This is a genomic window from Pseudomonas sp. TH39(2020), from assembly GCF_016650715.1.
GTDB classification, from domain to species: Bacteria; Pseudomonadota; Gammaproteobacteria; order Pseudomonadales; family Pseudomonadaceae; genus Aquipseudomonas; species Aquipseudomonas mandelii_C.
In genome coordinates this window covers 136,581-158,318 of the sequence record NZ_JAEKFF010000005.1, presented here as the reverse complement: position 1 = coordinate 158,318, position 21,738 = coordinate 136,581, and the positions used below count along the sequence as shown (strand labels likewise).

Annotated in this window: 19 protein-coding genes and 2 riboswitches; of the genes, 12 read left to right on the top strand and 7 right to left on the bottom strand. The window is 60.7% G+C overall.

All coding sequences use genetic code 11. The annotated features are described in order from the left end of the window. Window positions 1-35: 35 nt before the first annotated feature. Together JFU47_RS05735 and nfuA are read left to right on the top strand one after the other, a co-directional pair. Complete coding sequence (locus JFU47_RS05735; protein ID WP_201181740.1) at window positions 36-1,070, top strand: acyltransferase family protein; 1,035 nt, start codon at window positions 36-38, stop codon at window positions 1,068-1,070. A gap of 57 nt (window positions 1,071-1,127) precedes the next feature. Further along, a complete protein-coding gene (gene nfuA / locus JFU47_RS05730; RefSeq protein ID WP_046048486.1) occupies window positions 1,128-1,712 on the top strand; it encodes a Fe-S biogenesis protein NfuA in 585 nt (194 codons plus the stop codon). A gap of 147 nt (window positions 1,713-1,859) precedes the next feature. On the opposite strand, the gene cobM is transcribed toward nfuA, so the two are convergent. The 4 genes from cobM to JFU47_RS05710 form a co-directional block, all read right to left on the bottom strand. Beyond that, complete coding sequence (gene cobM / locus JFU47_RS05725) at window positions 1,860-2,606, bottom strand: precorrin-4 C(11)-methyltransferase (RefSeq protein ID WP_140682665.1); 747 nt, start codon at window positions 2,604-2,606, stop codon at window positions 1,860-1,862. Between the two features lie 82 nt (window positions 2,607-2,688). Further along, window positions 2,689-3,102: a cobalamin biosynthesis protein gene (locus JFU47_RS05720; protein WP_140682661.1), complete on the bottom strand. Its 414-nt coding sequence runs from the start codon at window positions 3,100-3,102 to the stop codon at window positions 2,689-2,691. Beyond that, window positions 3,099-3,806, bottom strand: a complete 708-nt coding sequence (locus JFU47_RS05715; RefSeq protein WP_201181739.1) for a CbtA family protein — start codon at window positions 3,804-3,806, stop codon at window positions 3,099-3,101. Before JFU47_RS05715 ends, JFU47_RS05720 begins: the two co-directional genes overlap by 4 nt. Before the next feature lie 11 nt (window positions 3,807-3,817). Beyond that, window positions 3,818-4,018 carry a CbtB domain-containing protein gene (locus JFU47_RS05710; protein ID WP_123368152.1) on the bottom strand — a complete coding sequence of 67 codons (201 nt, stop codon included), beginning with the start codon at window positions 4,016-4,018 and terminating at the stop codon, window positions 3,818-3,820. Between the two features lie 120 nt (window positions 4,019-4,138). Next, a riboswitch (cobalamin riboswitch) is annotated at window positions 4,139-4,367 on the bottom strand. Window positions 4,368-4,547: 180 nt separating this feature from the next. Beyond that, a riboswitch (cobalamin riboswitch) is annotated at window positions 4,548-4,762 on the top strand. A gap of 98 nt (window positions 4,763-4,860) precedes the next feature. Here JFU47_RS05710 and cobW point away from each other — a divergent pair. From cobW to JFU47_RS05685, 5 genes are all read left to right on the top strand, one after another. Next, window positions 4,861-5,934, top strand: coding sequence for a cobalamin biosynthesis protein CobW (gene cobW, locus JFU47_RS05705; RefSeq protein ID WP_201181738.1), 1,074 nt, complete (start codon window positions 4,861-4,863; stop codon window positions 5,932-5,934). A 3-nt stretch (window positions 5,935-5,937) separates the two neighbouring features. Further along, a complete protein-coding gene (gene cobN / locus JFU47_RS05700; RefSeq protein ID WP_201181737.1) occupies window positions 5,938-9,804 on the top strand; it encodes a cobaltochelatase subunit CobN in 3,867 nt (1,288 codons plus the stop codon). A 251-nt stretch (window positions 9,805-10,055) separates the two neighbouring features. Then, window positions 10,056-11,054, top strand: a complete 999-nt coding sequence (locus JFU47_RS05695; protein WP_201181736.1) for an ATP-binding protein — start codon at window positions 10,056-10,058, stop codon at window positions 11,052-11,054. Between the two features lie 119 nt (window positions 11,055-11,173). Continuing rightward, the gene (locus JFU47_RS05690; protein ID WP_201181734.1) at window positions 11,174-11,713 is read left to right on the top strand and encodes a VWA domain-containing protein; all 540 of its coding nucleotides are present in this window, start codon (window positions 11,174-11,176) and stop codon (window positions 11,711-11,713) included. Between the two features lie 107 nt (window positions 11,714-11,820). After that, complete coding sequence (locus JFU47_RS05685) at window positions 11,821-13,467, top strand: phospholipase D-like domain-containing protein (protein WP_201181733.1); 1,647 nt, start codon at window positions 11,821-11,823, stop codon at window positions 13,465-13,467. A gap of 121 nt (window positions 13,468-13,588) precedes the next feature. Here the strand turns inward: JFU47_RS05685 and JFU47_RS05680 are convergent, their stop codons facing one another. Beyond that, a complete protein-coding gene (locus JFU47_RS05680) occupies window positions 13,589-14,815 on the bottom strand; it encodes an NADH:flavin oxidoreductase/NADH oxidase family protein (RefSeq protein ID WP_201181731.1) in 1,227 nt (408 codons plus the stop codon). 77 nt (window positions 14,816-14,892) lie between these two features. On the opposite strand from JFU47_RS05680, the gene JFU47_RS05675 reads away from it, so the two are divergent. Then, entirely contained in the window at window positions 14,893-15,306 is a 414-nt protein-coding gene (locus JFU47_RS05675; protein WP_140894783.1) for a MerR family transcriptional regulator, read from the top strand. On the opposite strand, the gene JFU47_RS05670 is transcribed toward JFU47_RS05675, so the two are convergent. Further along, entirely contained in the window at window positions 15,287-16,837 is a 1,551-nt protein-coding gene (locus JFU47_RS05670; RefSeq protein WP_201181729.1) for an MFS transporter, read from the bottom strand. The genes JFU47_RS05675 and JFU47_RS05670 overlap by 20 nt on opposite strands. 103 nt (window positions 16,838-16,940) lie before the next feature. Between JFU47_RS05670 and JFU47_RS05665 the strand changes: the two genes are divergently transcribed. Both JFU47_RS05665 and JFU47_RS05660 read left to right on the top strand, forming a co-directional pair. Continuing rightward, window positions 16,941-17,807 (top strand): LysR family transcriptional regulator, encoded by an 867-nt coding sequence (locus JFU47_RS05665; RefSeq protein ID WP_201181727.1) that lies wholly within the window; start codon window positions 16,941-16,943, stop codon window positions 17,805-17,807. A gap of 267 nt (window positions 17,808-18,074) precedes the next feature. Further along, window positions 18,075-19,634, top strand: a complete 1,560-nt coding sequence (locus JFU47_RS05660) for a TerC family protein (protein WP_201181725.1) — start codon at window positions 18,075-18,077, stop codon at window positions 19,632-19,634. 68 nt (window positions 19,635-19,702) lie between these two features. On the opposite strand, the gene JFU47_RS05655 is transcribed toward JFU47_RS05660, so the two are convergent. Further along, window positions 19,703-20,134, bottom strand: a complete 432-nt coding sequence (locus JFU47_RS05655) for a thioredoxin family protein (protein ID WP_201181723.1) — start codon at window positions 20,132-20,134, stop codon at window positions 19,703-19,705. A 212-nt stretch (window positions 20,135-20,346) separates the two neighbouring features. Between JFU47_RS05655 and JFU47_RS05650 the strand changes: the two genes are divergently transcribed. Beyond that, window positions 20,347-20,595, top strand: a complete 249-nt coding sequence (locus JFU47_RS05650) for a type II toxin-antitoxin system Phd/YefM family antitoxin (RefSeq protein ID WP_140682622.1) — start codon at window positions 20,347-20,349, stop codon at window positions 20,593-20,595. 271 nt (window positions 20,596-20,866) lie between these two features. Further along, complete coding sequence (locus JFU47_RS05645) at window positions 20,867-21,715, top strand: transporter substrate-binding domain-containing protein (RefSeq protein ID WP_140682619.1); 849 nt, start codon at window positions 20,867-20,869, stop codon at window positions 21,713-21,715. Window positions 21,716-21,738 lie beyond the last annotated feature (23 nt).

Below are 21,738 nucleotides of genomic sequence, written 5' to 3'. Positions count from 1 at the left end.
CGGTGGTTTGCGGATGGCGATCGGGAGGGCAGTCGATGTTGATTTCAGTACAGGCACTGCGTGCCCTCGCGGCCTGGGCGGTGGTCTGCCACCATTTCATGCAGATATTCTTCAACTTCCAGGCCCGTGGGCCGGTGGGGCAGATGTTCATCGACAAGGGCGCGGTGGGTGTCGACATCTTCTTCGTCATCAGTGGCCTGGTGATTTTCCTGTCCACCGAGGGCAAATCACTGCCGCCGGGGCGCTTTCTGCTGTATCGCTTGTTCCGCATCGTTCCGGCGTATTGGCTGTATACGGTGCTGATGGCGCTGCTGGTGGTGTTCGCTCAGCCCGTGTTGCCGGATCAGACAGTCGACTGGTCGCGTTTCCTGCTGTCGCTGTTGTTCATTCCTACTGAAAACCCCGGCGGCTACGGGATTTATCCGACGCTCAACGTCGGCTGGACCCTCAACTACGAAATGCTCTTCTACGTGCTGTTTGCCTGGGCGCTGCTGTTCCGCTTGCAGGTTCGGCTGCTGATCGTCGCGGCGCTGCTGTTTGCCGTGTGTCAGGCCTGGACCGGCTACGGCTGGATCAGCGAGTTCTACCGCTCGGACATTGTTTATGAATTCTTGCTGGGGATCGCCATCGGCATGATTTACCGTCGCGGCTGGATCAGGCCCGGCTTCTGGCTACCGTTGCTGGGCATTGTCGGCGCGTTGCTGGCGATTTATTACCTGGCGCCGCAGCCACGGTTGTTGGCCTGGGGCCTGCCGAGCGCGGTGCTGGTGATGGCGTGTATGGCGCTCGAGCGCTATTTCAAGCACAGCCAGGTGCTCAAACTGCTGGGCGATTGCTCCTACTCGGTGTACCTGATGCACGTGTTGGTGCTGTCTGCGGGTGGTTTTATCGCACAGCGTTATGGAATCAATCCCTACGTGATGTTCGCCGTTTGTGCCGCGACAATCGGTCTGGGCTCGTGGGCAAGTTACGAATGGGTGGAAAAATGCAGCTATCGGTGGCTTAAAGGCCGAATCGACGGCGATTTGGCTATCGAGGCCGTTCCAGCTCTTTCCCGACAAAAATACTAGGACTTTGTACGGCGCGATGATTGGCGTAAACTGCGCCCAAGCCTGCGAGGAGTTTCCATGACCGCTATTACCATTACCGACGCCGCCCACGATTATCTGGCTGATCTGCTCTCCAAGCAGAACACCCCAGGCATCGGCATCCGCGTCTTTATCACCCAGCCTGGCACCCAGTACGCCGAAACCTGCATTGCTTATTGCAAGCCGGGCGAAGAAAAACCTGAAGACACAGCGCTGGGGCTCAAAAGCTTCACCGCTTACATCGACTCGTTCAGCGAAGCTTTCCTGGACGATGCGGTAGTCGACTACGCCACCGACCGTATGGGCGGCCAGCTCACCATCAAGGCTCCAAACGCCAAAGTCCCGATGGTCAATGCCGACAGCCCGATCAACGAGCGTATCAACTATTACCTGCAAACCGAGATCAACCCGGGGTTGGCCAGCCACGGCGGTCAGGTCAGCCTGATCGATGTGGTCGAAGACGGCATCGCCGTACTGAAGTTCGGCGGCGGTTGCCAGGGCTGCGGCCAGGCAGACGTCACCCTTCGCGAAGGCATCGAGCGCACCTTGCTCGAGCGCATTCCCGAGCTCAAGGGTGTTCGTGACGTCACCGACCACACGCAGAAAGAAAACGCCTACTACTAAGTAAGGTGTTCGCTGCAGACATAAAAAAACGGCGCCCCGTGAGCGCCGTTTTTTTATGGGAAAAATTTACCGAACCCTTCGCGAGCAGGCTCGCTCCCACAATTAACCGCATCCCAATGTGGGAGCGAGCCTGCTCGCGAATGGGCCCTATGGGCGATACAAATGCGCATGCCCCGCGCGATACAGCGACGACTCACTGAAGTGATCACTGCCCAAAACCCGGCCCACCAAAATCAACGCCGTGCGCCGAAACCCCTTGGCTTCAACCTTCGCGGCAATGTCTTCAAGCGTCCCCACCACCCAATCCTGATCCGGCCAGGTCGCCCGGTGAATCACCGCGATCGGGCAATCCGCGCCGTAATGCGGCAGTAATTCGGCCAGGATCTTCTCCAGATGATTGACCCCCAGATGAATCGCCATGGTCGCCCCGTGCTGCGCCAGGCTGCCAAGCTCTTCACCGGCGGGCATCGCGGTTTTGTCGGCATAGCGGGTCAGGATCACGCTTTGCGACACGTCGGGTAACGTCAGTTCCGCGCCCAACAGTGCCGCGCAGGCCGCGGTGGCCGTGACGCCGGGAATGATTTCAAACGGGATGTCGAGTTCGCGCAGGTAGCGGATCTGCTCGCCAATCGCGCCATAAAGACTCGGATCGCCGGAGTGCACCCTGGCCACGTCCTGACCATTGGCATGGGCGGATTTGATCAGCTCGATGATCTGTTCCAGGTGCAGTTCGGCGCTGTTGACCACCTGTTCGGCGCGATGGCCTTCCAGCACAGCGGCGGGCACCAGGGAGCCGGCATAGATGATCACCGGGCAGCTGCGAATCAGCCGTTGGCCTTTGACGGTGATCAGTTCCGGGTCGCCGGGACCTGCGCCAATGAAGTAGACGGTCATCGTCGGTTCCTGTGAGAAAAGGGGTTAGGCAAGGCTTCAGATGAAGATTGCTCATGATCAAAGGAGGGGATTATCGAGGATTTCAGGCGGCGCCGGCCAATGCCAGGGTGGCCTGGGCATATTTTTGCCGTGAAATCAGCAATTTTGCCGGTGCCTTGGTCAGTTGTTCGGCGAGGGCCAGGGCGGCACTTTCCGCGACGCCGTAACAACCGGTGCGTTCGAATGCGATGTCCGAGCGGTGGCTGAGTTGCGGTTGATAGCCGGCCAGTTGTTCGCTGCTGAAGTACATCAGTGGCAGCGCCAGTTGTTCGGCCAGCTCGATCAAGCCAGGTTCTTCGCGCTTCAGGTCGATGCTGGCCAGCGCCTTGATCGCCCGAAGTTCGATTTTATGCGCCTGTAACGCCTGATCGAGCAGCGCCCGCAGCGTGCTGACAGGGCAGCCGCGCTGGCAGCCCAGGCCGACCACTAAAGTCGGCGCTGTGCTGATCTCACTCATGCGTGGTATTGACCATCGCTTTTGCGACGGAACAACCAGGCACTGATCAGGCCCAGGGCCAGCCAGAATGCCACGTTGGTCAGCTGCGAAGCGATTTTGAACTGAGCTTCCAGGGCTTCTGGAGCGAGCATCGAATGCACTTCCGGTTGCGGCGCGCCGATCACATGAGGAACGGCCAGGATCGCCACGCCGAGGATCTTCATCAGCCAGTGACGGCTGAATACGATCAGCGCGATGCCGACCGCGGTGGAGGCAGCCGTGCCGATCCACCAGATCTGCCGTTGCGCCAAATCAGCGGCGGCAGTGCCCGGCAACTCAGGCGGCAGACCGAGGGTCGGTGCCAGCACGAACGTGGCGTAACCGGCCAGGCCCCAAAGCAGGCCTTGGGAGGTTTTAGTCGGTGCGCGCAAGGTGTAAAGACCGGCCAGCATCAGGGCGAAACCGACCGCTACCACCAGGTTGCCGCCGGTGGTGGACAGCACGCGCTGCCAGCCGTCTTCCGGTTCCCAGGCTTCAGCATCGTGGGTATGAGCGGCGACAGCACCTGCGGCGTGTTCGTGAACTTCAACAGCGGCGGGCTCGGATTTTTCGTAAGTCTCGGCCTGCAGAATCAGCGGAGCCACCCAAAAGCTTTGCAGCAGGGTCAGCAGCAGGGCGGCCAGCAGCCCGGTGAACCCTGCGGTTTGCGCAATACGCTTGATCATGTCAGCAGGTCTCAATGGCACGGGAATGCTGAGCTGTGGCGGGTATCGTGCGCGGCATTGTGCACCGCTTCGATGTGCGAGAAACCGGCGAAATACACAAGGCATGCGCCCAGGATCGACGCACACGCGGCGGCGGTCAGGCGTTGAGTCAAGGTTGTGGTGCTGGCGGTGCTCTTATCAGTGTTGCTGGCGGTGCTGCTGATGATCGACATGGCGCTTCCCTCTGGTCTGTCAGCGGGTGAATAGAGCGCATGGAAAACCCCGGCGAGTCGGGCACGCAGAGGTTCAAACAGCGCCCGCCCACCGCGGGTTTGTTATTCAGTGATCGTAATGGTCACTTTGTGTTGCGGGCCGGTCTCCGGGCTCACGAGGGGCGCAGGCTTTCGCCTTGACCTGCAAGCATCACCTTCCCATGCCGAACTGCTGGCACAGTGGATCTGACGCTTCGCTCGCTTACCGTTGCGGGGGCAGCACCGGACTGACATGACTTTAGAGTAAAGCACATGATTCACCGGTTTCCCGTTTCACCCTTTGAAGGGCACCCGTAACAAGGCGTGTAGGAGAGCATGGGCGGGGGCGGAGAGTCAATTGGCATGGGTTCTCGTTTGGATACGAATGATGATTGGCTCTTGGTAGGAGCCGCCGAAGGCTGCGATCTTTTGATCTTGTTTTTAAAAGCAAAATCAAAAGATCGCAGCCTTCGGCAGCTCCTACAGACATTGACCCGCCCCAAGACGATGCGTAGCCTTGCGCTTTCGAGGTTCTTCGGCGTCTGCCGAAGCTAAGAAGGGAACGCGGTCGATGCCGCGGCTGCCCCCGCAACTGTGAACGGTGATGTTCGCTGCCACGCCACTGCAAACCCTGTGCAACGGGTTCGCGGGAAGGCGCAGCGAATGCCAGGCCCACAAGACTGGCAAACCGTCAGCCAGGAGACCTGCCTCGACACAGATTCTCAATTTCAACCGGGCGGGGTGATCCGGTGGCGGAACTCTTGCGCGCGCCCGTCGCTGCGATTGTCGTCCCGTATGCCCGCCACCTTGCCAAAGGGCATCCGATGAAAACACTGGCCAAACTCCCCGTCACCATCGTTACCGGCTTCCTGGGCTCGGGCAAAACCACCTTGCTGCGGCACATGCTCGACAATGCTCAGGGCCGCCGCATCGCGGTGATCGTCAACGAGTTCGGCGAGCTGGGCATCGACGGCGAAATCCTCAAGCAGTGCTCCATCGGCTGCACTGAAGAAGAAGCTAATGGCCGCGTTTACGAATTGGCCAACGGCTGCCTGTGCTGCACCGTTCAGGAAGAATTCTTCCCGGTGATGCGCGAATTGGTTGCCCGTCGCGGCGACCTCGACCACATCCTCATCGAAACCTCGGGCCTGGCGCTCCCAAAACCGCTGGTGCAAGCCTTCCAGTGGCCCGAAATCCGCAGCGCCTGCACCGTTGACGCGGTCATCACCGTGGTCGACAGCCCAGCGGTCGCCGCTGGCACCTTCGCGGCTTTCCCGGACCAGGTCGATGCCCAGCGCAAACTCGACCCGAACCTGGACCACGAATCGCCGTTGCACGAACTGTTCGCCGACCAACTGGCCAGCGCCGACCTGGTGATCCTCAACAAGGCCGATCTGATCAGCCCTGAAGACCTGGCCCGTGTACGCCTGGAAGTCGCTGAAGAACTGCCGCCCGCGGTGAAACTCATCGAAGCCAGCAGCGGCCGTCTGCCACTGGACGTGCTGATCGGCCTCGGCGCCGGTTCCGAAGAACACATCGACAGCCGTCACAGCCATCACGATCACCACCATGAAGGTGAAGACGGCCATCACGATGAGCATGACCACGATGCCTTCGACTCCATCTCCCTCGAATTGCCGCAAGCCGACGAAAGCCTGTTGCTGGACGCGTTGACTCAACTGGTGGTCCAGCACGGCATCCTGCGCGTCAAAGGCTTCGCGGCGATTCCGAACAAGCCGATGCGCTTGCTGATTCAGGGCGTGGGCACACGTTTCGACAAGCACTTCGACCGTCAGTGGGGCGCCGACGAAGCGCGTACCACGCGCCTGGTATTGATCGGTCAGGAGCTGGACGCCACTCTGCTTGAAGCGCAATTGCGCGCTGCGCTCAGCGTTTAAGCCATGCACCTGCTCAGGACCCAGCCCGGCGGTTTCGTGTCGGATGACAACATTGCCGACCTTGGACAAACCCCCGCCGAGCTGGTGATCCTGTGCAGCGGCGACTCCAGCCTGGCGCTGCTCGCCGAGGCGGCGCAGCAGTTGCCCGACGATTACCCCAGCGTGCGTCTGGCCAATCCGATGCAGGTGCAGAACCACGCGTCGGTCGACCTGTATGTCGACGAAGTGCTGCGCCACGCCAAGGTGATTCTGATTTCGCTCCACGGTGGCATCGCTTATTGGCGTTACGGCGTCGAGCGACTGGTGGAATTGTCACAGCGCGGCGTGCAGCTGATTCTGGTGCCCGGCGATGACCGCCCGGACCCGGAACTCAGCGAGCTGAGCACGGTGGCTGCCTGTGACCGCGACCGGCTCTGGCAGTTTCTGCGTCAGGGCGGCATGAGCAATGCTCTGGATTTTTTCCGTTGCCTTGCCAATCGTTGGCTGGATCGCGACTACACCTGGGCCGAGCCGCAAACCCTGCCGCGCACGGCGATTTACCACCCGCACAAAAGCCCCGCTGAACTGAAGGATTGGCAAGCCGACTGGCAGGCCGGTCAACCGGTCGCGGCAGTGCTGTTTTACCGCTCGCATTTGCAGGCGGCCAACACAGGCTTCATCGATGTTTTCTGCCAGCGCTTGCAGGCGGCAGGGTTGAACCCGTTGCCGATTGCCGTGGCCAGTCTGAAAGAGCCCGGCTGCCTGACGGTGGTCGAGGACCTGTTGGACGAAGTCGAGGCCGGCGTAATTCTCAACACCACCGGTTTCGCCCAATCCAGCCCCGAAGCGCCGCATTTGCGACCGTTTCGCCGCAACATCCCGGTGATCCAGGCGATCTGCGCCCAGGACAACGAGCCTGGTTGGCGCGCCAGCGAACAAGGCCTCGGTCCGCGTGATCTGGCGATGCACATCGCGTTGCCTGAACTGGATGGGCGGATCATCAGCCGACCGATCAGCTTCAAAGACCTGGCCTGGCGGAGCGAGCGTAGTCAATCCGATGTGGTCTGCTATCGGCCACAACCGGAGCGCATGGATTTTGTCGCCGAACTGGCGCGGCGCTGGATCGATCTGGCGCGAGTGCCCAACGCTGAAAAACGCATCGCCCTGATCCTCGCCAACTACCCGACCCGTGACGGGCGTATTGGCAATGGCGTCGGCCTCGACACCCCGGCGGCGGCGCTGAACATCCTGCGTGCGCTGCATAAAGAAGGTTATCCGCTACCCGCCGAATTGCCCGACACTGGCACCGCGTTGATTCAGCAATTACTCGGCGGCGTCAGCAACGACCTCGACACCCTCGACCAGCGCCCGTGTATGCAAAGCCTCGCGCTGGACGACTACAACCTGATGTTCAACGCCTTGCCCGAGGCCAACCGCCAGGCCGTGCTGGAGCGTTGGGGCACGCCGCAAAGCGACCCGATGTGCCGTGGCGGGCGAATGATGATTGCCGGGCTGCGCTTTGGCCTGACCTTCGTCGGCATTCAACCGGCGCGGGGTTATCAGGTCGATCCGAGCGCGGTGTATCACGATCCTGACCTGGTGCCGCCTCACGGTTACCTGGCGTTCTATTTCTGGTTGCGCAACACCTACGGTGCCCACGGTGTGATCCACGTCGGCAAGCACGGCAACCTCGAATGGTTGCCGGGCAAAGGCGTCGGGCTGTCGGAGCATTGCTGGCCGGATGCGCTCCTCGGGCCGTTGCCGAACATCTATCCATTTATCGTCAACGATCCGGGCGAGGGCGCCCAGGCCAAGCGCCGTACGCAGGCGGTGATCATCGATCACCTGATGCCGCCGCTGACCCGCGCCGAAACGTACGGCCCGTTGCGCAACCTCGAATTACTCGCCGACGAGTATTACGAAGCGCAATTGCTCGATCCGCGCCGTGCCCGGGAATTGCAGCGCGACATCCTGCAACTGGTGCGCGAGACGCACATCGACCGCGAACTGCAACTGGACGAAAAACTCGACAGTGATGCCGATGCGGCGATTTGGTTGCCACGGCTGGACACCTATTTATGCGACTTGAAAGAGTCGCAGATCCGCGACGGCCTGCATGTGTTTGGCGAGTCGCCGACCGGACGCTTGCGCATCGACACCTTGCTGGCGTTGTTGCGTATTCCGCGTGGCGATGGGCGCGGTGCGCAATCGAGTCTGCTGCGGGCCTTGGCCAAGGCGTTCGCGTTGGGCTTCGATCCGCTGGATTGTGCGCTCGCCGAACCCTGGACCGGGCCACGTCCGATTGAACTGCAAACCCTCACCGATGAAGTCTGGCGCACAGCAGGTGATACCCGCGAACGTCTGGAACTGTTTGCCACTCAACTGATCTCGCAGACGTTGAACCAGCCTCAAGTCAACCCCGGCCCCTGTGGGAGTGAGCCTGCTCGCGAAAGCGGAGTGTCAGGCGACATTGATTTGCCTGACCCACCGCATTCGCGAGCAGGCTCGCTCCCACAAAAGGCGGAATGGTCTGAAGTAGACGCCATCCTCGACAGCCTGCGTGAAGTCGTCGCCCCACGGCTGGACGCCTGCGGCCCGGCGGAAATGTGTGGACTGCTCGACGCCCTCAACGGCCGCTTCGTGCCGGCCGGTCCCAGCGGTGCGCCAAGTCGCGGTCGACTTGACGTGCTGCCGACCGGGCGCAACTTCTACTCGGTGGACGTGCGTAACCTGCCGACCACCACCGCGTGGCGTATCGGTTTCCAGTCGGCCACCCTGATTCTTGAACGACACCTGCAAGACCACGGCGATCACCTGCGTCAGCTCGGCCTGTCGGTGTGGGGCACCGCGACCATGCGCACCGGCGGCGACGACATCGCTCAGGCCATGGCGCTGATGGGCGTGCGCCCGGTCTGGGCCACGGGCAGTCAGCGGGTCGACGACTTCGAAATTCTGCCGCTGAGTCTGCTGGACCGTCCGCGCGTGGACGTGACGTTGCGCGTCTCCGGATTCTTCCGCGATGCCTTTGCCAATCTGATCCGCCTGTTCGACGCCGCCGTGCAAGCGGTCGCCGCCCTCGACGAGCCGGACGACCTCAACCCCCTGGCCGCCAAGGTGCGTGCCGAGCGCGAAGCGTTAATGCAATCGGGGCTGGATGAAGAGGCGGCCAGGCGTCAGGCCGGCTGGAGAATTTTCGGCGCCAAACCCGGTGCTTACGGCGCGGGCGTGCAGGGCGCCATCGATGGTCGTCTGTGGCAAAGCCGCGACGACCTGGCCGAGGTTTATCTGAACTGGGGCGGCTACGCTTACGGCGGTTCTGACGAAGGCACCGCAGCGCGAGAACAGTTCGCTCAGCGCCTGAGCCAGGTTCAGGCTGTGCTGCAAAACCAGGACAACCGTGAACACGACTTGCTCGATTCCAACGACTATTACCAGTTCCAGGGCGGCATGCTCGCGGCGGTGGAAAGCCTCAGTGGTGAAGCCGCGGCCAGTTACCATGGCGATCACAGTCAGCCGGATCTGCCGAAAATCCGCACGTTGAAGGAAGAGCTGAACCGGGTGATCCGCTCCCGGGCGGCCAATCCGAAGTGGATCGACGGCGTGAAGCGCCACGGCTATAAAGGCGCGTTTGAACTGGCGGCGACGGTGGATAACCTGTTTGCCTTCGACGCTACAACGCAGCTGATCGACGACCACCAGTACGCGTTACTGGCGGATGCGTATTTGCTGGATCCTGCGACCCGGGATTTTGTTCGTGAGCATAATCCGCATGCGTTGCGCGACATGACTGAGCGGATGCTGGAAGCGCAGCAGCGGGGGATGTGGAAGGAGCCGGGTGAGTATCAGGAGGCGCTGGAGAATTTGTTGTTGGATATTGAGGAGGAGGGGTAGTGGTTGTTTCGGTATTTTTTTACGGCCTGAAATCCGCCCCTCACCCCACCCCTCTCCCCACGGGGGAGAGGGGGAAGGGAGCCGATCTTCATCGCTGCCAAAACTTGAGTTCAACCTGAAGGCCCAGGTCGCAGAATTTCTGATAATCACCGCAATCAGTCCCCTCGCCCTTTTGGGGAGAGGGTTAGGGTGAGGGGCCGATCCCATTGACACCCCACAACCAAACCAAAGACCACGGACCCAGACAAACCATGACCGACACCCCGCATTTCCCGCTGTCCGCCGTGGTCGGCGCCGACGACTTGAAGCTCGCCCTGTACCTGACCGCCATCGACCCGAAAATCGGCGGCGTACTCATCGAAGGCCCTCGCGGCATGGCCAAGTCAACGCTGGCCCGTGGCCTGGCGGACTTGCTCGCCAGCGGCCAATTCGTGACATTGCCGCTCGGCGCCACCGAAGAACGGCTGGTCGGCACCCTCGACCTGGACGCCGCCCTGAGCGAAGGGCGCGCACAGTTTTCCCCCGGTGTACTGGCCAAGGCCGACGGCGGCGTGCTCTACGTCGATGAAGTCAACCTGCTGCCCGATCACCTGGTGGACCTGCTGCTGGATGTGGCCGCCAGCGGCACCAACCTGATCGAACGCGACGGCATTTCCCATCGGCATTCAGCGAAGTTCGTGCTGATCGGCACCATGAACCCGGAAGAGGGTGAGCTGCGTCCGCAACTGCTTGACCGTTTTGGCCTGAACGTCGCCCTCAGCGGCCACACAGCACCGACCGAGCGCGGCCAGATCATTCGTCGGCGGCTGGATTTCGACAGCGATCCCCACGGCTTCTGCACCGAATGGGAAAGCCAACAGCAGTCGCTGCGCGAACGTTGCCAGAAAGCGCGCAGCGTGCTGGCAAGCATCCCGCTCGACGATCATGCGCTGGCGCAGATTACCGAGCGCTGCTTTGCCGCCGGAGTCGACGGCTTGCGGGCCGACCTGGTCTGGTTGCGTGCCGCGCGTGCCCACGCGGCGTGGCGTGGGGCGAATGCAATTGCCGAGGAAGACATCGACGCCGTCGCCGAATTTGCCTTGCGCCATCGCCGTCGCGAACCATCGCCACCAGCGCCGCAACACAGTCAGCCGCCCTCTACGCAAAATGCCAACCCGAGCGAAGGCCAGGGCCAATGGGGGGAAATGCCCGCTCAGGCGCTCCCGGTCGGCGCACGCCGTGACGTGCCGAGCTGGCCAAAAAAGCCCTAGGCATTCGCCCTCGATCTGACGCGGGGGCGAATGCCAGACCCCGCGCCGGACAACTGGACAATGGCAAACAGGGTAAACGTCACGCATCGCGCAACGGCTCGATCAATTGGCCCGGTACCTTGCTGAACGGCCGCCCGCGTCAGCGTGATGATGTCCTGTTTCACCTGCGCACCCGCTCGCCCCACGAACTGTGGCTGGTGATCGTCGACGCCTCGGCTTCGACTCGTCGCCGTCAGGCGTTGAGCGATGCCAAGGGCCTGCTGGCGCAACTGTTCGACGATGCCTATCGCCAGCGTGCACGCCTGGCGTTGCTTACTGCCAGTGGTCATGTGCCGAAATGGCAAGTGCAAGGGTTGAAAGCCTCCGCGGTTTTGCGCGACTGGCTTGATGGGCTGGGAGCGGGCGGTGGTACGCCGTTGCTGGCGGCGCTGGGTGAGGCAGGGCGCTGGCTGGCTGCACGGCAAAAGCGTTTTCCGGCGGAACAGCAGCGCTTGTTGCTGGTGACCGATGGCCGATTGAAGGACTGGTCGATGTTGCCGGCGCTTGAGTGTCCGGGGCTGCTGATCGACATCGAGCGCGGGCCGATTCGCCTGGGACGGTCTAAAGTATTGGCAACTCAATTGCAAGCGCAGTACCGGCATATCGATGATATGGAGTAACCGAAAAAATCAAAAGATCGCAGCCTGCGGCAGCTCCTACGATGAACGGCGAACACCTGTAGGAGCTGCCGCAGGCTGCGATCTTTTGATCTTCACAGGAGTGAGTCATGCGCGTTCTAGCCGCCAACAGTCAGGACGATTTCCGCGTCAAAGCCTACGCCGGCACCAATGGTGTGCTATTGGCCATGGACCTGGCCGAACCCCGACGCAAAGGCCTCTTGGGTTTCGCCATCGAAAAGCAGCAAGGCCCCAAGCCCTGGCTGTTCCTGTTCAACAGCCTGACCTTCCCCGGCAAGGTGCATACCTTTCCCCAGTTTCACGCCACCCCCAGCGATATCGCGCCATTACAGAAATTTCGCTGGGCCGATTACGCGGTCAATCCGGGGATGACGATCCATTACCGAATCCACCTGGCCTACGGCAGTGTTGATGCGCCGCAACTGGGAGAATTCCTGGAAGTGACGGTCACCTCCGACAATGGTCAGCCGAATAACCAAAGCGTGATCTTCAATCGCGCAGTGGCCGCCAGCCAGGCGTTCCAGCGCAAGTTTCCCGAGCTCGACGCGCTGATCAGCGCCAACAAGAACCTGCCCATCGAAGCCTGGCCGGATGTCCCGCGGCAGTGGCTGGAAAACGGTTTGCTCGGGCGTTTGTTGGGGTTTATCGCCCGTGCGGTGGATGGCCAGTGGGCGCTGGACATTGCCATCTACGAGTATGAATTGCAGGCCATCGTCGATGCGGTCAATGCCGCGTTCGAACGTGGGGTGAACGTTCGAGTCCTGTATCACGCTCAACCGGGTGATGAGGACACCACCATGAACGAGGCCAGCCTGGAAAAAATCCCGGCAGAGAACAAGCGTGGGCGGGTCACCCATAACATCTTCCACAACAAGTTCATGGTGCTGAGCCGACTCGACGCAGCGGGGAAGCGTCAGCCGGAAGCGGTGCTGTGCGGCAGCACCAATTTCACGCCCAACGGCGTTTACCGCCAGGCCAACGTGGTGCATGTGCTGGACGACACACGCGTCAGCGCCAGCTATCTGCACACCTTCGAGCAGATCTGGGCCAACCCTGCGGATGTCGGCGCCACCCGAAACTGGCTCACGCACAACAACCCGATGGATCCGTTGCAACCGATGTTCGCCGGTTTCTCACCACGCTCGGGCAAAGGAGATCTGGATGAGTTTGTCGAGATCATCAACGCCGCGAAAAAGGACGTGCTGTTCGTCACCGCGTTCGCCTTGCCCGACGACATCCTGAACGCCTTGCTCGGCCAGCCCCACGACGACATTTTGCGTTACGGCCTGCAAAACACCACCAGCCGCATCACCGGCTTCCACGCCGACCGCACCGCCGAATTCGCCGCCACCGCGCTGCTCAACACCGGGCTGGAAGGCTGGCTCAAAGAAAACATGAAAGGCCAGAAGGGCAATCTGCTGGTGCACACCAAAGCCGTGGTGACGGACTTCACCAGCGATGCGCCGACGATCATCAGCGGCAGCCATAACCTCAGTGTCGCGGCCAGCAATGGCAATGACGAGAACTTCCTGATCATTCGCGGTGATACCGATCTGGCAGACCGTTATGGTCTGGAACTGCTGCGGTTCTACGAGCATTACCGCTTCCGCTATTTCGCCAGGAAACTCGCGCTCAAGCAGGTCCAGCCGTTGGCGGCGGATGATAGCTGGACCGATGACTATTACCTCGAGGGGGATTTGCGTCAGCTCTCCAGATTGCGTTTTTCCGGACGGTAAACATACTTGCAGCGCAGACATACCCTTGTGGGAGTGAGCTTGCTCGCGATAGCGGTGTGTCAGGCGACATCAATATTGACTGGTCGGGCGCTATCGCGAGCAGGCTCGCTCCCACATTGGATTACTTCATTCCCATCGCCTGCCGGTACTGGCGAGTACGCCGGGCGATGTACACGCGGTCGAGAATCAACGCCCATAGCGCCGAGACGTCGGGACGGGTCTTGCGCCCACGGCTCAGGCGATTGAGCTGGAATTTCACGACGGCCATGCTCGCCAATGCCGCCAGGGGTTTGCGTTTCCAGCGAATCGGCGGCAGTTGCGGGTGACTGTTCTGACCTTCGCGCCAGCGTTTGACCAGTTGAGGTTCGAGCGCCAGTGCCGTGCCGATCCCGGCCATGGCGATGCCGCTCTCGAGCACCTGTTCGACGATCGCCAGGCGTCGAATCCCGCCTGTGACCATCACCGGCATGTTCGCCACGCTGGCCAGCTCACCGGCCATTTCCAGAAAATACGCTTCTCGCGCCAGGGTCCGGCCATCCCGGGCCTCGCCTTGCATGGCCGGGGCTTCGTAGCTGCCGCCGGAGAGTTCCAGCAGATCGATCGGTTGATCGTTGAGCCACTGGATGACTTGCCGGGCATCGTCGGCATCGAAACCGCCGCGCTGGAAATCCGCCGAGTTGAGCTTCACCGCCACGCAAAATGTCGGTGACACAGACTTGCGCACGGCGCTGACCACCGCCAGCAACAAGCGCGCGCGATTTTCCAGAGAACCACCCCAGCGGTCGGTTCGGCGGTTGGTCAAGGGCGAGAGGAACTGGCTGATCAGATAACCGTGTGCGGCATGAATCTGCACCCCGGTGAAACCGGCCTTTTCCGCCAGGGCAGCGCTGGTGGCGAAGCGTTGGATAACGTCTTCGATGTCGCGCTCGCTCATGGGTTTGGGTTCGGCGAACATTTTCGAGAACGCGCCCAGGTCCAGCGCCACCGCCGAAGGCGCCAACGCTTGCTGGCCGAGGTTGGCCATGGTCTGACGGCCGGGATGATTGAGCTGCATCCAGAACTGCGCACCACCGGCCCGACCGATGCTGGCCCACTGGCGAAAGCGTTCAAGGTGCCGCTCATCTTCCAGCACCACACCACCGGGGCCGGTCATGGCGCGGCGGTCAATCATCACGTTGCCGGTCAGCAACAGGCCGGCTTCGCCTTCGGCCCACGCCTGATACAGCCGGAACAAGGCCTCTGCAGGTGCCTGCCCGCTGTCAGCGAGGTTCTCTTCCATCGCGGCTTTGGCGATGCGGTTGCCGAGGGTCTGGCCGTTGGGCAAATTCAACGCTTGGAAGGGCGACATGCTTGACTCCTCATCAGTGAAGAGCAGAGGCTAAGCTTAAAGTTAACTTTAATGTCAAGCAGGCAAATGAGGCTGAGATGAAGATTGGTGAGTTGGCGCAATTGAGCGGGTTGAACGCGTCGCGCATTCGGTTTTACGAGGCTCAGGGTTTGATTCGGCAGGTGGAACGCCGGGCCAACGGTTACCGGCATTATCCCGAGCAGGTATTGCAGACTCTGTACCTGATCCAATGCGCCCAGCAGGCCGGGTTCAGCCTGGAAGAGTTGAAACAGTTGATGCCGGACACCATCACCGGTGAATTCAAGCACGACGAACTGCTGGCGGGGCTTAAGCGCAAAGTCCATCAGATCGAAGAAATGCAGCTGCACCTGGCGCAGAGCAAGGCGAAGCTGCTGGCGGTGATCGACGACATACAGGCGAAACCCGAAGGCATGGGCTGCGATGCGAATGCCGAGCGGGTGCTGGCGTCATTCAAGCATTCGCGCCGATAGCTGCGGTCGACGGAGCGGGGATCGGATTGCGCATCAGCGTGCCCACCACCAGCGCACCCAGTAATGCCAACAACCCCGCGACCCACAACAGCAGACTGAAGCCGCCGACGAAGGCTTGGCGGGCCAACGGTTCGACCACCGTGCGCGCGGTTTCCGGCAACAGGCCCATTGCCGCCGTCATGTCACCGGCCACCACCCGCGAGGCGATGCCCTGGGTTTGGCCGAGCCATTGCGCACCCTGTGCCGTCAGGCTCGTACGCAATAACAGCTCGGTATGACTGGACAGCAACGCACCGAACACGCCGATGGCCAGCACGATTGCGCTGAAGCGCATGGTGGTGCTCATGCCTGAAGCCATGCCGGTACGCTCCCGTGGCACGCAGGCCATGATGTTCTTCTGCGTATCACCGTTGAGCAGCCCGGCACCGGCGCCCGTCACGGCAATCGCCAGGGCGAAGGGCAGGTAACCGCCGCTGCTGACCGCCCAGGCACTGAGCAGATTGCCGCTGCCGACCAGGGTCAAGCCGGCGGCCATCAATGTGGCGGGGGTAAATCGACTCGCCAGACGTACGCCGATGCGCGGGCAAATCAGCATGGTCAGGGCAAACGGCAACATCCCCAGCCCTGAAGCGATGGCCGAGAAACCCAGGCCGTTTTGCAGGTAGAAGGGCAGCAGGGTCATCATCACCTGGGCGCAACCGGCGTAGGCAAACATGCCCAATAGCGCGCCGATGAAACGCGGATGCTTGAACAGTTGCAGGTCAACCATCGGCCGCCGCTGCATCCGTTCAATCACCACGAACAGCCCCAGCAACAGAGCGCCGCTGATGAGCCGGGCGTAGGTCAGCGGATTGCTCCAGCCAATCCGGTTCGCCTCGATCAGGCCCCAGATCAGGCACAGCAAACTCGCACTGAACGCCAGGCTGCCCCAGGGATCGAGGCGCGCGGACTGAGTGTCGCGGGACTCCGGCACGGCGCGCCAGACCATCACCATCAGGAACAAGCCGACGGGCAAGTTAAGGTAGAAAATCCAGCGCCAACCCATATATTCGGTGATCAGCCCGCCGACCGTCGGCGCGGCGGTCATCGCCACCCCCATGCACGCGCCCCAGAACGCCCAGGCCTTGCCCCGTTCCACTTCATCGTGAAAGGTATGGCCGATGGAGGCGAGGGCCGAGGTCAGCAGCAAGGCCGCGCCGACACCCTTGATCGCCCGGGCGATGTCGAGGAACAGCGCATTGGGCGCGGCACCGCAACCGATGGACGCGAGGATGAAGATGACCAATCCGCAGAGTAGAGTTTTCTGCCGACCGAAGCGGTCGGCGATGCTGCCAGCCGGCAACAAAAGGGCGGCGAAGGCCAGCATGTAAGCGCTGACCACCCATTCGATGTCGGCAAAGTTAGCGCCCAGGTCGCGGGCGATCGTAGGCAGCGTCACGGCAACGATGTTGGTGTCGAGGACGATCAGTGAGCAAACGCCTGAGGCTGTGAGTAATGTCAGGCGCGGGCTTACCTGGGGTTTGACGGGCATAGCAACATTTCTCTACTGTGAAAGTCAGTGGAGCTTATCGTCTGTTGACGCTTCCTTTGTTAGGCGTGCCTTGTCACTTCATTACCTTTGAGCTAACGCACCAATGGACATACGGCATTTCCGCTATTTTCTGGCCGTTGCCCGGCAAGGCAACTTCACCCGCGCCGCCGAACAACTCGGTATCGCACCGCCGACCTTGACTCGACAGATCCAGGACATGGAGAACGAACTCGGCACGCGATTGTTCGTGCGCCAGACACGTGAAGTCAGCCTGACCGAGGCCGGCGCCGCGCTGTTGATCGAGGCCGAGGCGACGGTGCGGCAATTCGAATACGCTCAGTACAACGCCCAGCGTGCCGGGCGCGGGGATATTGGCCATATCGAACTGGGTTACGTGGCTTCGGCGGTGTATTCGGGCTTGCTGCAGAAACAGGTGCAAGCCTTCAGCCGCGAGTGTCCTGACGTCAGCCTGAACGTACGGGAAAGTCCCATGGCGTCATTGCCGATGATGGTGGTCGAGGGGCGTTTCGATATTGGCTATGTCCGCTCACCCATGACCCTGCCTGAAGGCCTGGAAGCCATTCGCCTGGACGCAGAAGGTTTTGTGCTGGCGGTGTCGGCCGAGTCCTGGCTGTGCCGATTGCCAGAGATTGGCCCGGAACATTTGCAGAATGAGACGTTCATCCTGCCGGAGCAAATCAGTGGCACCCTGCAAGTTGCCGCCGAGGGTGGATTTGCGCCGAAACTCGGGGCGCAACCGGGCGGGTTGGTGGCGGTCATTGCGTTGGTGTCGTTGGGGCAGGGCGTTGCAGTCGTGCCAGAGTCGGTGGTCGGCCATGTGGGATTGCCCGGCGTGGTGTACCGGACAATCAAAGGGTGCGAGGCGAGTTCGTGGTTGTCGTTGATTTATCGTCGATTCGAAAAATCACCGGCGGTGGCGAGGTATATCGAGCGGGTCAAAAATCGCTGATTACAGATTTTGTAATGATTTCCAGCTGTAGGAAATGTCGCTTTCGCCTGTACGCTCCAAGGCCTTTTTCCTTTCAGGACGTGCATGAACACCCTCTCGGAGCCTCTCGGTTATCCTTTCTCCTCGCGCTACGGCGCGGTCTTGATGCACGCGAAACACCCAGTCTTTCGACGTCTGAATACCTTTGACATTGCAGTTCCACGGCCTCCGCGCCGCGCCTTGCCGTGCCCGGCATTCTGAATTCACTGAAGAGATCGAGACGTTTTTATGGAATGGATAGCTGACCCCACCGCGTGGCTGGGCCTGTTGACGTTGATTGTGCTGGAGCTGGTGCTGGGCATCGACAACCTGGTGTTTATCGCAATCCTCGCCGACAAACTGCCGCCCGAGCAGCGCGACCGTGCGCGGATCATCGGTTTGTCCCTGGCATTGCTGATGCGCCTGGGCCTGCTGGCGAGTATTTCGTGGCTGGTGACGCTGACTCAGCCGCTGTTCGAGGTGTTCGACAAGAGCTTCTCCGGCCGCGACCTGATCATGCTGTTCGGTGGTGTGTTCCTGTTGTTCAAAGCCACCATGGAATTGCACGAGCGGCTCGAAGGCCATGTTGGCCAGCGCGCGTCCAACGCGGCTTACGCGCTGTTCTGGCCGATCGTGGCGCAGATCGTGGTGCTCGATGCGGTGTTCTCGCTGGATGCGGTGATTACCGCTGTGGGCATGGTCGATGAACTGGCAGTGATGATGATCGCGGTGATTATTTCCATCGGCCTGATGATCGTCGCCAGCAAGCCGCTGACCCGTTTCGTCAACGAACACCCGACGGTGATCATGCTGTGTCTGGGCTTCCTGATGATGATCGGCTTTGCGCTGACCGCTGAAGGCCTGGGTTTCCACATTCCGAAGGGCTACCTGTACGCGGCCATCGGCTTCTCGATCCTGATCGAGATTTTCAACCAGATCGCCCGGGCTCGCCGCAAAAAATCGATGCAGGGCCTGCGACCGATGCGTGAGCGCACGGCCCACGCCGTGATGCGTTTGCTCGGTGGCCGCAAGCTGGCCGTGGAGGAGGTCGGCGAGGAGATTGTCGACTTGCTGGACAACGGTGAAGCACCAAGCGCAGAACTGTTCGATCGTCGCGAGCGGGTGATGATCAGCGGTGTGCTGCAACTCGCCGAGCGACCGATCCGCACCTTGATGACCGTGCGCGCCGATGTCGATCACATCGATCTGTCCGACGATGCCGACGCCATTCGCACGCGCCTGATGCATTCATCCTATTCGCGCCTGCCGCTGATTCGTGATGGCGCAGTGGATGAGCCGCTGGGCTTCGTGCACAAGAAGGAATTGCTCAAGGAATACCTGGCCGGCAACTCGCCCGGTCTTGAGCATTTGGCGCGCAAGACCATCAACTTGCTGGACAGTTACTCGATCCTCAATGCCCTGGAGCAGATGCGCAAAGCCTCGACGCACATTGCGTTTGTGGTCAATGAATTCGGTGACTTCGTCGGTCTGTTGACCATGACCGACATTCTCGAATCGATCGCCGGCGAGTTGCCCGACGCCAGTGAAATCGAAGGCCCGGATGTGGTCGAGGAGAAGGGTGGATTCATGGTCAGTGGCGCGTTGAACCTGGCGCGGGTGCGACAACGGACCGGATTTGCGGCAGAGCCCACCGATGACTATCAGACCCTGGCCGGCCTGGTGGTGAGCGTGCTGGATCGCCTGCCGATGATCGGTGACAGCCATGAGTGGGAAGGCTGGCGGATGACTGTGGTGGCGGTTGAAGAGCGGCGGGTGACGCGAGTGTTGCTGGCGCGTATCGGCGGGTAATTTTGCGCCGGATTTGAGGGGCTTTCGCGGGCTTGCTCGCGAAAGCGCTCTATCCGGCGACAGACAACTCAAGCCCTGCCGACCTGACGTGCCCGAGGCACGGTGCACAGGGTCCGCAGGGTTTTACGTAACCACATCAGGTCATGGCTCGGTTTGCGAGCCGTGTATCTGGGTTTCACCTTGCCGATGTGCCTGGCGAAGTCTTCCTGCAGGGTTTGCTCAGTGCCGATTCCCTTGAGCTTTTTCAGCAACTTCCCCTCCTTGTAAAACAGCACGGTGGGTGTGCCGGTGACGTCCGGGTGGCGGGGGGATTCGCTAGTGTTCAGCATGTAGATCTGCGCGTGATGCCGATACGGCTCGGCGATCTGGCGAAACACCGGTCCGGCCATTTCGCAGGCGGGACAGTGCTGACTGCCGAAGTACAAGATCACCGGGCGCCAGGTTTTCAGGGCTTTGCGGTAGACCGGGGCCAGTGCTGCAGGGGCGGTTATCGAGCTCATTGAAATCTCCTTTTCACAACGGCCATTGACGGTCCATCGACGGTAAAGGAAGGAGCAGGAAGGGGTCTACTGTCAAAAATAACAGGTCGATAGGTTTTCCTACGTAGACTCGGACACTCCTTACCGTGTTACAGGACCAACCCGACAGGACACACGGAAAGCCGGAAGCGTCTGGCGTGATACTTTTTTGTTCACTCATCAGGAACAACTTCATGACACATATCGTGCTTTCGAAGGTCGTGGCCAGCATTTCTGAATTGAAAAAAAATCCGATGGGAACGGTCGCTGCCGGCGGTGGCCTGTCTGTTGCGATCCTTAACCGCAATGAGCCGGCTTTCTATTGTGTTCCCGCAAAAGAGTACGAAGCCATAATGAATCGACTGGATGATTTGGAGTTACTTGCCCTTTGTAAAGAGCGGGAAAACGATCCGACCATAAAGGTTTCGATTGATGACCTTTGAGCTGGAGTTTTCAGCCAGCGCCGCACCGAATTAGCCCATCAAAACACCAACTGTGAACCAGGTACCCGCACTTTGTAGCCAACGGTAGCGGTCGTTCGCCTGTGCATTTCGTAACGTCGGTGTTGTATCTTTTTCCATCCATTTGATTCAAAACACTTTTCAATCTCCCAACATTCCGCCCACATCCTGTGGCACACTTTCTGCTGTTTATTCCGTTGTTACATACTACCTTCCGGTATAGCGGAATAAACATCACCCTGGAGTGCTTGCCATGCATCGCCGACCTTCCTTGTTTAAAGCGTGTGTTTTTGTTCTCGCGGCTTCGGCTGCTGTCATGGGTGTGGCCCAGGCGGCGGACAGCAAGCTCGATAGCGTGCTGGCCCGCGGGAAACTGATTGTGGGCACGGGCAGTACCAATGCGCCGTGGCACTTCCAGGGAGCGGATGGCAAGTTGCAGGGTTTTGATATCGATATCGCGCGGATGGTGGCCAAGGGGTTGTTCAACGACCCGAGCAAGGTCGAGTTCGTGGTGCAGTCGTCCGATGCGCGGATTCCGAACCTGCTGACCGACAAGGTCGACATGAGCTGCCAGTTCATCACCGTGACTGCCAGCCGTGCCCAGCAAGTGGCGTTCACGCTGCCGTACTACCGCGAAGGTGTCGGCCTGCTGTTGCCGGCCAACAGCAAGTACAAGGAAATCGAAGACCTGAAAGCCGCCGGCGACAGCGTGACTGTGGCGGTACTGCAGAACGTGTACGCCGAAGAACTGGTGCATCAGGCCTTGCCCAAGGCCAAGGTCGATCAGTACGACAGCGTGGACCTGATGTATCAGGCGGTGAACTCCGGTCGCGCCGACGCCGCGGCCACCGATCAGTCCTCGGTGAAATACCTGATGGTGCAGAACCAGGGGCGCTATCGCAGCCCGGCTTATGCCTGGAGCCCGCAAACCTACGCGTGCGCGGTCAAGCGCGGCGATCAGGACTGGCTGAACTTCGTCAACACCACATTGCATGAAGCCATGACCGGCGTTGAATTCCCGACCTACGCGGCCTCCTTCAAGCAGTGGTTCGGTGTCGATCTGCCGACACCAGCCATCGGTTTCCCCGTCGAATTCAAATGATCCCGTGAGAGCGGGGCGGTCAT

What these genes read in the sequence shown, in the direction of transcription:
- JFU47_RS05715 (WP_201181739.1), bottom strand. Translation starts at nt 3,806, where the DNA reads ATGATCAAGCGTATTGCGCAAACCGCAGGGTTCACCGGGCTGCTGGCC.
- JFU47_RS05695 (WP_201181736.1), top strand. Translation starts at nt 10,056, where the DNA reads ATGACCGACACCCCGCATTTCCCGCTGTCCGCCGTGGTCGGCGCCGAC.
- cobW (WP_201181738.1), top strand. Translation starts at nt 4,861, where the DNA reads ATGAAAACACTGGCCAAACTCCCCGTCACCATCGTTACCGGCTTCCTG.
- JFU47_RS05660 (WP_201181725.1), top strand. Translation starts at nt 18,075, where the DNA reads ATGGAATGGATAGCTGACCCCACCGCGTGGCTGGGCCTGTTGACGTTG.
- JFU47_RS05645 (WP_140682619.1), top strand. Translation starts at nt 20,867, where the DNA reads ATGCATCGCCGACCTTCCTTGTTTAAAGCGTGTGTTTTTGTTCTCGCG.
- JFU47_RS05685 (WP_201181733.1), top strand. Translation starts at nt 11,821, where the DNA reads ATGCGCGTTCTAGCCGCCAACAGTCAGGACGATTTCCGCGTCAAAGCC.
- nfuA (WP_046048486.1), top strand. Translation starts at nt 1,128, where the DNA reads ATGACCGCTATTACCATTACCGACGCCGCCCACGATTATCTGGCTGAT.
- JFU47_RS05735 (WP_201181740.1), top strand. Translation starts at nt 36, where the DNA reads ATGTTGATTTCAGTACAGGCACTGCGTGCCCTCGCGGCCTGGGCGGTG.
- JFU47_RS05650 (WP_140682622.1), top strand. Translation starts at nt 20,347, where the DNA reads ATGACACATATCGTGCTTTCGAAGGTCGTGGCCAGCATTTCTGAATTG.
- JFU47_RS05680 (WP_201181731.1), bottom strand. Translation starts at nt 14,815, where the DNA reads ATGTCGCCCTTCCAAGCGTTGAATTTGCCCAACGGCCAGACCCTCGGC.
- cobM (WP_140682665.1), bottom strand. Translation starts at nt 2,606, where the DNA reads ATGACCGTCTACTTCATTGGCGCAGGTCCCGGCGACCCGGAACTGATC.
- JFU47_RS05675 (WP_140894783.1), top strand. Translation starts at nt 14,893, where the DNA reads ATGAAGATTGGTGAGTTGGCGCAATTGAGCGGGTTGAACGCGTCGCGC.
- cobN (WP_201181737.1), top strand. Translation starts at nt 5,938, where the DNA reads ATGCACCTGCTCAGGACCCAGCCCGGCGGTTTCGTGTCGGATGACAAC.
- JFU47_RS05720 (WP_140682661.1), bottom strand. Translation starts at nt 3,102, where the DNA reads ATGAGTGAGATCAGCACAGCGCCGACTTTAGTGGTCGGCCTGGGCTGC.
- JFU47_RS05665 (WP_201181727.1), top strand. Translation starts at nt 16,941, where the DNA reads ATGGACATACGGCATTTCCGCTATTTTCTGGCCGTTGCCCGGCAAGGC.
- JFU47_RS05710 (WP_123368152.1), bottom strand. Translation starts at nt 4,018, where the DNA reads ATGTCGATCATCAGCAGCACCGCCAGCAACACTGATAAGAGCACCGCC.
- JFU47_RS05670 (WP_201181729.1), bottom strand. Translation starts at nt 16,837, where the DNA reads ATGCCCGTCAAACCCCAGGTAAGCCCGCGCCTGACATTACTCACAGCC.
- JFU47_RS05655 (WP_201181723.1), bottom strand. Translation starts at nt 20,134, where the DNA reads ATGAGCTCGATAACCGCCCCTGCAGCACTGGCCCCGGTCTACCGCAAA.